This is a genomic window from Streptomyces sp. NPDC026417 (assembly GCF_055567695.1).
Genome location: NZ_JBVHPY010000026.1, coordinates 68,523 through 80,435, shown reverse-complemented (window position 1 = coordinate 80,435; position 11,913 = coordinate 68,523). Strand labels below are relative to the sequence as shown.

8 protein-coding genes and 1 pseudogene are annotated in these 11,913 nt (G+C 72.5%); 5 read left to right on the top strand and 4 right to left on the bottom strand.

All coding sequences use genetic code 11. From position 1 onward, the window contains the following. Window positions 1-4 precede the first annotated feature (4 nt). Together ACZ4NT_RS32345 and ACZ4NT_RS32340 are read left to right on the top strand one after the other, a co-directional pair. Complete coding sequence (locus tag ACZ4NT_RS32345; RefSeq protein WP_121407355.1) at window positions 5-3,022, top strand: glycoside hydrolase family 38 N-terminal domain-containing protein; 3,018 nt, start codon at window positions 5-7, stop codon at window positions 3,020-3,022. Window positions 3,023-3,154: 132 nt separating this feature from the next. Beyond that, window positions 3,155-3,688, top strand: a pseudogene (locus ACZ4NT_RS32340) (amidohydrolase family protein); the annotation flags it as partial. On the opposite strand, the gene ACZ4NT_RS32335 reads toward ACZ4NT_RS32340, so the two are convergent. Continuing rightward, entirely contained in the window at window positions 3,580-5,004 is a 1,425-nt protein-coding gene (locus ACZ4NT_RS32335; protein ID WP_467728605.1) for a lipase maturation factor family protein, read from the bottom strand. The pseudogene ACZ4NT_RS32340 and the gene ACZ4NT_RS32335 sit on opposite strands and share 109 nt — an antisense overlap. 169 nt (window positions 5,005-5,173) lie before the next feature. Between ACZ4NT_RS32335 and ACZ4NT_RS32330 the strand changes: the two genes are divergently transcribed. Both ACZ4NT_RS32330 and ACZ4NT_RS32325 read left to right on the top strand, forming a co-directional pair. Continuing rightward, on the top strand, window positions 5,174-7,246 hold the full coding sequence (locus ACZ4NT_RS32330; protein ID WP_121407357.1) for a SpoIIE family protein phosphatase: 2,073 nt from the start codon (window positions 5,174-5,176) through the stop codon (window positions 7,244-7,246). A gap of 50 nt (window positions 7,247-7,296) precedes the next feature. Further along, a complete protein-coding gene (locus ACZ4NT_RS32325; protein WP_467728604.1) occupies window positions 7,297-8,157 on the top strand; it encodes an Fpg/Nei family DNA glycosylase in 861 nt (286 codons plus the stop codon). Window positions 8,158-8,319: 162 nt separating this feature from the next. Here the strand turns inward: ACZ4NT_RS32325 and ACZ4NT_RS32320 are convergent, their stop codons facing one another. The 3 genes from ACZ4NT_RS32320 to ACZ4NT_RS32310 form a co-directional block, all read right to left on the bottom strand. Further along, the gene (locus ACZ4NT_RS32320) at window positions 8,320-8,970 is read right to left on the bottom strand and encodes a zf-HC2 domain-containing protein (protein WP_121407359.1); all 651 of its coding nucleotides are present in this window, start codon (window positions 8,968-8,970) and stop codon (window positions 8,320-8,322) included. Window positions 8,971-9,129: 159 nt separating this feature from the next. Then, window positions 9,130-9,645, bottom strand: a complete 516-nt coding sequence (locus ACZ4NT_RS32315; protein WP_121407360.1) for a hypothetical protein — start codon at window positions 9,643-9,645, stop codon at window positions 9,130-9,132. 136 nt (window positions 9,646-9,781) lie between these two features. After that, window positions 9,782-10,330: a sigma-70 family RNA polymerase sigma factor gene (locus tag ACZ4NT_RS32310; RefSeq protein ID WP_467728603.1), complete on the bottom strand. Its 549-nt coding sequence runs from the start codon at window positions 10,328-10,330 to the stop codon at window positions 9,782-9,784. 420 nt (window positions 10,331-10,750) lie between these two features. On the opposite strand from ACZ4NT_RS32310, the gene ACZ4NT_RS32305 reads away from it, so the two are divergent. After that, window positions 10,751-11,893, top strand: coding sequence for a CapA family protein (locus ACZ4NT_RS32305; protein WP_467728602.1), 1,143 nt, complete (start codon window positions 10,751-10,753; stop codon window positions 11,891-11,893). Window positions 11,894-11,913 lie beyond the last annotated feature (20 nt).

The window sequence follows — 11,913 nt, the reverse complement described above, 5'->3', positions numbered from 1 at the left end:
TCTCATGCATGACGACCGCACCCTGGTCGAAGCCCGACTCAAGCGCGTCCTCGACGAGCGCATCCGCCCCGCCGTGTATCCCGAGTCCGTACCGCTGGACGTGGCGGTGTGGAACGCGCCGGGCGAGCCCGTGCCGGTTGCCGAAGGCCTGGCGGCCGAGGCGGAGCCGATCGGGGTCGGAGCGCGCTGGGGTGCTCCGTGGGGCACCAGCTGGTTCCGGGTCACCGGCACCGTCCCGGACGCCTGGGCGGGCAGGACCGTCGAGGCGATCCTCGACCTCGGCTTCGACGAGAACATGCCCGGCTTCCAGTGCGAGGGCCTCGTCTACCGCCCCGACGGCACCCCGGTGAAGGGGCTCAACCCCCGCAACCAGTGGGTGCGGATCGGCGCTCCCGTCGAAGGGGGCGAGGAGGTGCGGCTGCACATCGAGGCCGCGTCCAATCCGGTGATCCTGGACTACCACCCCTTCGTACCCACCCCGCTCGGTGACAAGGAGACGGCCGGCAGCGAGCCGCAGTACACCCTCGCGCGCATGGACCTGGCCGTCTTCGACGAGACGGTGTGGCAGCTGGTGATCGACCTGGAAGTGCTCGGCGAGCTGATGGCCGAGCTGCCCGTGGAGTCCGCGCGGCGCTGGGACCTGCTGCGGGCGATCGAGCGCGCCCTGGACGCGGTCGACCTCCAGGACGTGAACGGCACGGCGGCCGCCGCACGCGAGCGGCTCGAAGGGGTGCTGGCCGACCCCGCCGTGCCCTCCGCGCACCGCATCAGCGCCGTCGGGCACGCGCACATCGACTCGGCGTGGCTGTGGCCGCTGCGCGAGACCGTGCGCAAGGTGGCCCGTACGACCTCCAACATGACCGCGCTGCTGGAGGACGAACCCGACTTCGTCTTCGCCATGTCCCAGGCGCAGCAGTGGGCCTGGGTCAAGGAGCACCGCCCCGAGGTGTGGGCGCGCGTGAAGAAGGCCGTCACCGACGGGCGGTTCGTGCCCGCCGGCGGCATGTGGGTGGAGTCCGACACGAACATGCCGGGCTCGGAGGCGATGGCCCGTCAGTTCGTGCACGGCAAGCGCTTCTTCCTCGACGAGTTCGGCATCGAGAACGAGGAGGCGTGGCTGCCCGACACCTTCGGGTTCGCCGCGGGCCTCCCGCAGATCATCAAGGCGGCGGGCTCCAAGTGGCTGCTGACGCAGAAGATCTCGTGGTCGCAGACCAACAAGTTCCCCCACCACACCTTCCAGTGGGAGGGCATCGACGGCACGCGGATCTTCACTCACTTCCCGCCCGTCGACACCTACAACTGCTCCATGAAGGGCAGCGAGATCGCGCACGCCGCGCGCAACTTCAAGGACAAGGGAGTCGCCCGGCACTCCCTCGCGCCCACCGGCTGGGGAGACGGCGGCGGTGGCACGACGCGCGAGATGGTCGCCAAGGCGGCCCGGCTGCGCGACCTGGAGGGGGCCGCGACCGTGGTCTGGGAGACCCCCGAGGCGTTCTTCGAGAAGGCGCAGGCCGAGTACCCCGCCGCACCGGTCTGGGTGGGCGAGCTGTACCTGGAGCTGCACCGGGCCACCCTCACCAGCCAGGCGAAGACCAAGCAGGGCAACCGCCGCAGCGAGCACCTGCTGCGCGAGGCCGAACTCTGGGCGGCGACCGCCGCGGTACGCACCGGCTTCGCCTACCCCTACGAGGACCTGGACCGCATCTGGAAGACGGTCCTGCTCCACCAGTTCCACGACATCCTGCCCGGCTCCTCCATCGCCTGGGTGCACCGGGAGGCGCAGAAGACGTACGAGAGGGTCGCCGAGGAGCTGAACGCGGTCGTCGAGTCCGCGCAGCGCGCGCTGGCGGGGGAGGGGTCGGCGCCGCTGGTGTTCAACTCGGCCCCGCACAGCCGCGACGGGGTTCCGGCGGGCGGTGCCCGGACCCCGGCCGTCCTCGGCGAGACGGCCCTGGAGCCGCGTCCGGACGGCGGCTACGTCCTGGACAACGGGATGCTGCGGGTCGAGATCGACGCGCGGGGGCTGGTCGTCTCCGCCTACGACCTGTCCGCGGACCGGGAGACCGTCGCGCCGGGGCTGGCGGCGAACCTGCTGCAGATCCACCCCGACTTCCCCAACATGTGGGACGCCTGGGACGTCGACGAGTTCTACCGGAACACGGTCACCGACCTGGTGGACGCCGACGAGGTGGTGCCCGGCGAGGACGGCGTCTCGGTGCGGGTCGTCCGCTCCTTCGGCGCGTCGCGGGTCACGCAGGTGCTGTCGCTGGCGCCCGGGGAGCAGCGGCTCGGCATCGACACCGAGGTCGACTGGCACGAGACCGAGAAGTTCCTCAAGCTGGCGTTCCCGATGGACGTGCACGCCGAACGGTACGCGTCCGAGACCCAGTTCGGGCACTTCCACCGGCCGACGCACACCAACACCAGCTGGGAGGCGGCGAAGTTCGAGGCCTGCAACCACCGGTTCGTGCACGTCGAGGAGCCCGGCTGGGGGGTGGCGGTGGTGAACGACTCGACGTACGGCCACGACGTGACGCGTACCGTGCGCGACGGCGACTCCGGTACGACCACGACCGTACGGGTGTCGCTGCTGCGTGCGCCGCGTTTCCCGGACCCGGAGACCGACCAGGGTGTCCACCGGTTCCGGCACGCCCTCGTACCGGGCGCGGCGATCGGCGACGCGGTGCGGGAGGGCTGGCGGATCAATCTCCCCGAGCGGCGGGTGACGGGCTCCCAGGAGGTCGTGCCGCTGGTGACCGTCGAGCAGGACGCGGTCGTGGTGACGGCGGTCAAGCTGGCCGACGACGGGAGCGGGGACGTGGTCGTCCGGTTCCACGAGTCGCGGGGCGGTCGGTCGCGGGCCACGCTCACGGTGGGCTTCCCGTTCGAGGAGGTCACGGTGACGGACCTGCTGGAGCGCCCGCTGGCCGGGGCGGCGGCGCCCGAGCGGGACGGGGGGCGGCTCCGGCTCCCGCTGCGGCCGTTCGAGCTGGTGACGCTCCGGCTGAAGCGGAGCTGACCGGCCGACGTGTGGGCCTCCGGGAGTGCCCCGGGGGCTCGTTCGCTCCCTCCGGCCCCTCTCCGTCCCAGGACGCGCGCCGTTCCGGGTCGGCTGCCGCGGGACCGGAGGGGCGAGCCGTGAGGTCGTCCGGACCAGGGTCTCGCTTACGACCTGGTGGTCCTGCCGGGTCAGCTCCCGGCCTGCGTGGCGGCGGCCGCGTCGCTCCCGGAACTGATGTGCGTGCTGGACCACTTGAGCAAGCCGATCGCCTCCGGGGAGACGGAGCCGTGGGCGTCCGCCCTTCGGGAGCTCGCCGCGCTCCCCAACACGGTGGGCAAACTCTCCGGGATGGTGACCGAGGCGGATCCGGCGACGTGGACGACGGAGAGCCTGCGCCCCTATGCCGACACCGTCCTGGACGCCTCCGGGCCCGGCCGCCTGATGTTCGGCTCGGGCTGGCCGGTGTGCACGGTCGCGGCGACGTACGCGGAAGTCGTCGCCTGCGCCGACGGGTTGACGCGTCGGCTGGGCGGCGACGAGCGCGCCGCCGTGCGCACGGACACGGCGACCCGCGTCTACCGCCTCCGAGCCACCGAGTCCAGCCGCGTCGGTGGCAGGAACTCCCGTACGCAGGTCCGCTCCCAGCACGCCCCCGTGTCCCGCAACTCCCGCCAGGTCGTGTAGCGGTAGCGGAAGAGACGGGCGCGCACGAAGCGCGGCGGGGCGTCCGCGGGGAACGGGGAGCGGCGCAGCAGCCGCAGCGTGTCGCGGTCGTTCTCCAGGAGCCGCTCCACCAGCGCGCCGAACCACGAACCGGCGTAGGCGGGGGAGAGGGCCGCGAACCACATCATCCAGTCGAGCCGCAGGTGGTACGGGGCGAACTGCCGCGGCCACCGCCGGGGATCGCCCGGTTTCCCCTTGAACTCGTACTCCCGCCAGTCCGAGTCCTCGCGTGCCGCCTCGTCCGCCGTGCCCTCGACGACCACTTCGTAGCGGACGCGGCTGACGCTGCCGAACGCCCCGTAGGTGTTGACCAGGTGCAGCGGGTCGAACGAGCGGTTCATGACCTGCCGGCGGGAGACGAGGTTGCGGGCGGGACGGTAGCTGAGGCCCACCAGGCCCGCGGCGACGGCCAGCACGACGACCTGGTACCAGAGGGGGGCGGCGGGGACCGGATCCGGTGCGGAGGCCGGCAGCCGCACGGCGGACAGCGCCAGCACGATCGTGATCCAGTTCAGCCAGGAGAAGTTGCCCGACAGGATCAGCCACAGCTGGGTGACGATCATCAGCGCCGCGGCCGCCGTCGCCACCGGCTGCGGGGTGAACAGCAGGTCCGGAACCACGAGTTGCGTGAAGTGGTTGGCGGCCACCTCGATCCGGTGCACCGGCTTCGGCAGGTGGTGGAAGAACCAGCTCAGCGGACCCGGCATCGGCTGCGTCTCGTGGTGGTGGTCCAGGCACGTCAGCTTGCGCCAGCACGCGTCGCCCCGCAGCTTGATCATGCCCGCACCGAACTCCACCCGGAACAGCACCCAGCGCAGCAGGAACAGGACGACGACCGGCGGCGCCACCTCGTCGTTGCCCAGGAACACCGCGACGAAGCCGACCTCCAGGAGCAGTGACTCCCAGCCGAAGCCGTACCAGGTCTGCCCGACGTTCACGATCGACAGGTACAGCGCCCAGGGCACCAGCCACAGCAGCATGCCGCCCCACAGGGGCAGGTATCCGTCGAGCCCCGCGAGCAGGGCCACCGACACCGCGCACCCGGTCCAGGACCAGGCGGCGAAGAACCGGTCGGAGTAATGGGCGTGGAACACGCTCGGTGCCCGGCGGAACGGCACCCGGGCGACGAAGCGCGGCACCGGCAGCATGCCGCGCTCCCCGAGCAGCGCCCGGAACTGCAGCGCCGCCGTCAGGAAGGCGATCAGGTACACACCGGCCAGGGCCCGCTGGAAGACCACCCGGCTCAGCCAGTACTCGGGTGCCGTGAACCACTCCACGTCGGCCTCCTCACTCCTTCCAGTGTGACGCTGCGTTACCGTGAGCGACACCGGCACCCGTCACCCGGACGCCGCAACCGGTCCGGCCGTCCTCCCGGGAGCTTCCCGGCGCGGCCCGCGCGGGCCCCCACGAGTCGAATAATCGGGCAAATCCTGGCAAGGTGGGCCCATGGTTGATCGGGGAGCGAGCGCCCTGTCACTCCCGGACGACTGGCCCGCCCGCCCGGATCCGATCATGGCGCTCAACCGCATGGGTAGCTTCGACTGGGACCTGGACACCGCCGTGATGTACATGGACGCCCAGGCCCTCGCCGTGTTCGACATGAGCCCGGAGGAGTACGACGGCGAGCCGCAGACCCTCGGTGCGCGCGTCCCGCCCGTCGACGCCCACGGACTCGACACCATGGTCGCCCAGGCACTCAAGGACGGCAGCGCCAACTACGGCGCCTACTTCCGCGTCCGCCACCGGGACGGCTCCCTGCGCTGGACGCACACCCAGGGCTACATCCACCGCGACGCCACCGGCCGTCCCCGCCGCATCCTCGGCATCGTCCGCGACGCCACCCAGGAGCTGAGCGAGAGCGCCGCCCGCCGTGAGCAGGCCGCCGAGGACGAGGCCCGGCGCCAGCAGACGAGCGTCGTGCAGATCACCACGGCGGCGCTCGCGCACGCCCGCACCGTCCAGGACGTCATCGACGTCCTGGAGGACACCCACGGCGTCACCCACCTCGGGGCCACCAGCCTGGTCATGGGGCTGCTGGAGGCCGGGCGGGTCCGCCTGGTCGCCGCCGGCCCCGAGTACAGCTACGTGCCCGGCACCCGGGTCACCCGCATCGACGAGCAGTTCCCGATGAACGAGGTCGTGCGGACCCTCGTACCGCACTTCATCGAGTCGCCGGAGGAGTTCGCCGAGTCCTACCCCCTGCTCTGGCCGAACATCACCGACCTGAAGATCACCTCCGCCGCCTACCTGCCGCTCATCGTGCAGGCCCGGCCCATCGGCGCGATCGGGCTCCTCTACAACGACCGGCGCGGCTTCTCGGCGGAGGAGCGCAACGTCCTGGTCGCCCTCGGCAGCAGCATCGCGCAGAGCCTCCAGCGAGCCATGTTCTTCGAACAGGAGAAGGACCTCGCCCAGGGCCTGCAGCAGGCCATGCTGCCGCGCTCCATCCCGAGCGTGCCCGGCGCCGATCTCGCCGTCCGCTACCGCTCCGCGGCCCTCGGCCGGGACATCGGCGGCGACTGGTACGACCTCATCCCGCTGCCGGGCGGACGCGTCGGCGCCGTGATCGGCGACGTCCAGGGCCACGACACGCACGCCGCGGCCGTCATGGGCCAGCTGCGCATCGTGCTGCGCGCGTACGCGGCGGAGGGGCACACCCCCGCCACCGTGATCGCCCGCGCCTCGGTCTTCCTGCACGAACTCGACACCGACCGCTTCGCGACCTGCCTGTACGCCGAGGCGGACCTGTCCACGGGAGTCGTCCAGGTGGTCAGGGCCGGCCACATCGACCCGATGGTCCGGAACACCGACGGCACCTGCCGGCGCCTCCCCGTCGAAGGCGGGCTGCCGCTCGGCCTGTCCGCGGAGTTCGGCAGCCTCGAATACCCCGTCGACACCCTCGAACTCGACCCCGGCCAGACCCTCCTGCTCTACACCGACGGACTCGTCGAGCAGCCCGGCGTCGACCTCGACGACGGCATGCAGACCCTCAGCGAGCTGGTCCGCTCGGGCCCGGACGACGTCCGCGAACTCGCCGACCGGCTCATCGACGTCGCCGAGGAGCGCGGCGGCGACGACGACGTGGCCCTCCTGCTGCTGCGCCGCCGCGGCCCCACCCAGCAGACCGGCGGGCGGCTCCAGCAGCACGTCGCGCCCGGCGACCCGGAGGCGTTGACCGAGGCCCGCCACATGATCCGCGCCGCCGTCCGCGCCTGGGGCGCCGGCGACCGCGCGGACGAGATCGAGCTGGTCGCCGACGAACTGATCACCAACGCCCTCATGCACACCGAGGGCGCCGCGGTCGTCACCCTGCGCGCGCTGACCGGTCCCGGCCGCAGGCTGCGGGTCGAGGTGGAGGACTCCTCCAGCGCACTGCCGCGCCGCCGCGAGGCCGGCGAGTCCGGTGTCTCGGGCCGCGGCCTGCTCCTGGTGGACCTGCTCACCGACGGCTGGGGCGTGGAGGCCCGGGGCGGCGGCAAGTGCCTGTGGTGCGAGTTCGCGGTCCCGGAGCGGGACTGACGGAACGGCTCTCCCCTGGCGCTGTCGGCGCCGGGTGGCACCCTGGACGTATGCCGGAACTGCCCGAGGTCGAAGCGCTCAAGGACTTCCTGGACGGCCATCTCGTGGGCCGGGAGATCGTCCGTGTCCTACCCGTCGCGATCAGCGTCCTGAAGACGTACGACCCTCCGCTCACCGCCCTGGAGGGCCGCGAGGTCACCGCCGTGCACCGCCACGGCAAGTTCCTGGACCTCGACGCGGGCGGCGTGCACCTCGTGACGCACCTGGCCCGCGCCGGCTGGCTGCACTGGAAGGACAGCCTCCCCGACGGCCCGCCCCGGCCCGGCAAGGGGCCGCTGGCCCTGCGGGTGGCCCTGGACACCGGGCAGGGCTTCGACCTGACGGAGGCGGGCACCCAGAAGCGGCTCGCCGTGTACGTCGTCCACGACCCGGCCGTGATCCCGGGCGTGGCCCGGCTCGGTCCGGACCCCCTCGCGGCCGACTTCGACGAGACCCGGTTCGCGCGGATCCTCGAAGGCGAACGGCGCCGGCTCAAGGGCGCGCTGCGCGACCAGAGCCTCATCGCGGGTGTGGGGAACGCCTACAGCGACGAGATCCTGCACGCGGCGAAGATGTCGCCCTACAAGATCGCTTCCACGCTGACGCCCGAGGAGAGCCGGCGGCTGTACGAGGCGCTGCGCAGCACGCTCACCGAGGCGGTCGAGCGCTCCCGCGGGGTGGCCGCGGGACGGCTCAAGGCCGAGAAGAAGAGCGGCCTGCGGGTGCACGGCCGCACGGGTGAGCCCTGCCCGGTGTGCGGCGACACCATCCGTGAGGTCTCCTTCAGCGACTCCTCGCTGCAGTACTGCCCGACCTGCCAGACGGGCGGCAAACCGCTCGCGGACCGCCGGTTGTCGCGGCTCCTCAAGTAGGGCGGTCCGGCCGGTCGGCGCGTCCGCCGGTTCGGCGGGCCGGCCCGTACCGGGCGGAGCGCCCGGCCGGCCCCGCGTCGCCGGGACGGGCGGGCCGGCCGCGCCGGAGTTGCGGCACGGTGTCCGGCGACCGTCGCCGAACACCGAACGCCTGTCGGCCATTCAGCGGGGGTCGAGCGTCACGAGCCGTTCGCCGTCCTTCGTGCGGACCTCGAACCGGCTGATCTCGCGCGGTTTGAGCGCGGCACCGCCGTGCAGGCTGGACGCACCGGAGGCGTGCGCGGGGACCATCCAGCTCGTCACCGTCTCCTCCGTGCCGTCCTTGCCGACCGCGACCAGCCGGCAGGCGCGCGGCCCTCCCGAGTCCTTGACCCGTACGTCGAGTTCGCTGCCCCAGAGCCGGTCCGCCCACGTGACCTGGGCCCACACGCCACTGTGCGCGTCGGTCGCCGCGACCCGGTCCGACGGCGCGTCGTGCGCCGTCACCGCCGCGACCGCGGGCCCGCCCACGGCCAGGACCACGGCCGCCGCCACCGCGTACAGCCACCGCCTGCGCCCGGTCCGGTGGCGCGCGGCGACCTCGCCGAGCAGCCGGTCCAGGAACCGGGGCCCGGGGGCCGCGAAGGGATGCACGGCACGCGGTGTCGCCCGCCTGTACAGCATCAACTGCCGTGCTGCCGGGCGGAATTCACTCACCTGTGCGGTGCAGCTCGGACACCCCATGAGGTGGTCCTCGAAGCGGAAGGCATCCGCTTCGTCCAGCACGCCGAGCGTGTAGGCGCCGACGTCGCGATGGCGTTCCAGGGACCTCATACCAAATCCTCGTGCCGGGGGGCGGGGTGGGGGTGATGCTGCTGTTGCCCACCGGTACGGACCTGGCCGCCGAATCACTCAAGACCCCCGGGGAAACGGGGAGAGATATTCGGAGCGGTGAGGCCCGCGGATTGGTCGGAGTCGGAAAACTTTCCGTCCTCAGAAGAGATGGATCGCCAGGTGCCCCAGCGGCAGCCCCAGCTGCCAGGCCGGGGTCCACACCTTGGGCCCGTCGTCCTCGCCCGGAACCGAGCCTCCCCCGGGGACCGCGTCGAGGTCGGGGGCGAGCAACTCGGTCTCCTCCAGCCAGCGCCAGGCCGCCGCCGCCAGTGCCAGGTCCGGTGCCGGGCCGCCCGCCGTGGCGGCCTCCCTCTCCAGCCCCGCCATCCGCTCGCGCACCCAGTCCTGCCACGGCTGGTCGTAGGCGGTGAGCGACATCCACGTCTCCAGCTGCGAGACGACGCGGATGCCGGAGAGTTCGCCGCCGGTGTCGGACAGGAAGATGGTCAGCGCCAGGGCGTCGCGCCCGGCCCGGAACTCGAAGGACGTCGGTGGCATCAGGTCGCCGGTTCTCAGCAGTTCGTCGGCGATGTATTCGGCGTACAACCACGCCATGGGGACGGCCAGTTCGCCGCCGCCGGTGCCGCCCGTGCTCTCTTGACCTCTGTGCAGCATCCCTTCCTGCCCTCCTCCGGTGCGTGCGCGTCGCCCGACCCCGGGTCCCAGTCCGGAAACACGGATGAGGACAGCTGATGGCCCAACCATGGTCCTCAGCAAGGCGCTTTACGGAGGCTTGACTGATCCTTCGGTTTCACCGCAGGTCGGCCGCGTATCCCGGAAGAACCCGGCGCAGGGCGCGCAGCGCGTAGTACGCGCGGGACTTCACGGTACCGGGCGGGATCCCGAGCACCTCCGCGGCCTCCGCCACACTCGCCCCCCGGAAGTACACCTGCACCAGGACTTCACGGTGCTCGGGAGTGAGTGTCTTCACAGCCTCCCGCACATCGAGCGTCGCGGCGGACCGTTCGGCGTGATCGGCGCACACCCGGGCGCTCTCCAGCACCTCGTCCCCGACCTCGGCGGGACGCGCCTGGCGCGCTCGCCGCGCGTCGATGGCGAGTCGCCGTCCGACGGTGAGCAGCCAGGGGCGCACGGAGGTGAAATCGTGCGCGCGCAGGGCCTCCGGGTGCTGCCAGGCGCGTACGAGGGTCTCCTGGAGCAGGTCCTCGGCGCGCTGGCGGTCTCCGTCGGAGAGCCGCAGCAGCAGCGCGAACAGCGGTCGGCCGTGCTCGCGCTGCAGCGCGGCCAGTTCGTGCTCCGCGGTCGTGCCGCGGGTGATGGTGGTGGTTCCGGCCGTCATGGCCTGTATGCCAGCGGGTGGGGCTCCGCGGGGACAGGGGCGGGGCATGGGTGTGCGGTGGGCGGTCGATGCGGTCGGTGAACGGTACGACGAACGGTCCACCGGGGGTGGGAGTCCTCCTACCGGCCCGGGGCCGGGATCGTGCGCGGAATGCCGGCCGGGGGTGGCCGACGCGCCCGCTCGCCCCGGCGGGCTCGTCCTCGGGGTCCGGACGGTCTGGGCGTCGTCCGCGCTCGTCCCCGGCGCCGCGGGCGGGGTCCTCCGTACCCGTCCCCGGCTGCGGGGCAGGGGCTCGCGCGTTCTTTCCGATCGGTGTGCTCCGTTCGGGCCAGCGGGTGTGGTGGGTCGTTGACTTTGGTTCGTCCCTGTATGTGCATGTGTGTCAATAAATATGATCGTCCGATTGCATCGGGGCTCGATATGACCACACGTGCGCGACTGGCCGGCATCGGTCTCGCGGCGGTACTCGTCGCCGTGGCCGCCGCCTGCCAGAACGGGGAGCCGCCGGCGTCGCGGGCCGGCCACCCGGCGGCGCCCCCGGCGTCCCGGGGGTTCACACTCGTCGCCTCCGGTGACGTCCTGCCGCACAGCTCGATCATCGCGCGGGCGCGGGCCGACGCGGGCGGCGGCGGATACGACTTCGGGCCGATGCTGTCGGGGGCCCGGCGCGTCGTGTCGGGAGCCGACCTGGCGATCTGTCACATGGAGACGGTGTACGGCGCCGACGGCGACTACAGCGGCTACCCGGCCTTCAAGTCCCCGCCCGAGGTGGCGAAAGGCCTCGCCGCCACCGGGTACGACGGCTGCTCCACCGCCTCGAACCACAGCCTGGACGACGGCGCCCCCGGCATCCACCGCACCCTCGACGCCCTGGACCGGGCGGGCGTCCGGCACGCCGGGTCGGCCCGCACCGCCGCCGAGGCGAGCAGCCCCACCGTCCTGCGGGTGGGCGCCGCCGCGGTCGCCCAACTCGCGTACACCTACGACACCAACGGCTACCCGCTGCCGGACGGACAGCCCTGGGCCGTCAACCTGATCGACCGGGACCGGATCGTGGCCGACGCGCGGGCCGCCCGGGCGGCGGGCGCCGACGTGGTCGTCGTCTCGGTGCACTGGGGGACGGAGTGGCAGGACGAGCCGGACGAGCGGCAGTTGACCCTGGCGCGGGAACTCACCGCCTCCCGGACGGGTTCGCGCCCCGACATCGACCTGATCCTCGGCACGCACGCCCACGTCCCGCAGGCGTACGAGAAGGTGAACGGCACCTGGGTGGTGTACGGCATGGGCGACCAGATCGCCGGCGAGATGTTCAATCACGACGGTGTCCGGGACCCGCGCGGAAACCAGAGCAGCGTCGGCCGCTTCACCTTCACGCCGCCCGCGCGTCCGGGCGGGCGCTGGGAGGTGGCGAAGGCCGAGTTCCTGCCCCAGTGGTTCGACGTCGCGTCCGGCCGGGTGACCGGGCTCGACGGGGAGCCGGGGCGCACCGCCGTCCGCGACCGGATCCGGGACGTCGTCCTGAGCCGGGGCGCGGCCCAGGACGGCCTCGTCATGGGGAAGTAGCCGCAGGGCAGTCGCCGACC

Bases quoted from the DNA above. Each gene is read 5' to 3' on its own strand.
- ACZ4NT_RS32345 (WP_121407355.1), top strand. From the start codon at position 5: ATGCATGACGACCGCACCCTGGTCGAAGCCCGACTCAAGCGCGTCCTC.
- ACZ4NT_RS32330 (WP_121407357.1), top strand. From the start codon at position 5,174: ATGGTTGATCGGGGAGCGAGCGCCCTGTCACTCCCGGACGACTGGCCC.
- ACZ4NT_RS32325 (WP_467728604.1), top strand. From the start codon at position 7,297: ATGCCGGAACTGCCCGAGGTCGAAGCGCTCAAGGACTTCCTGGACGGC.
- ACZ4NT_RS32320 (WP_121407359.1), bottom strand. From the start codon at position 8,970: ATGAGGTCCCTGGAACGCCATCGCGACGTCGGCGCCTACACGCTCGGC.
- ACZ4NT_RS32315 (WP_121407360.1), bottom strand. From the start codon at position 9,645: ATGCTGCACAGAGGTCAAGAGAGCACGGGCGGCACCGGCGGCGGCGAA.
- ACZ4NT_RS32310 (WP_467728603.1), bottom strand. From the start codon at position 10,330: ATGACGGCCGGAACCACCACCATCACCCGCGGCACGACCGCGGAGCAC.
- ACZ4NT_RS32305 (WP_467728602.1), top strand. From the start codon at position 10,751: ATGACCACACGTGCGCGACTGGCCGGCATCGGTCTCGCGGCGGTACTC.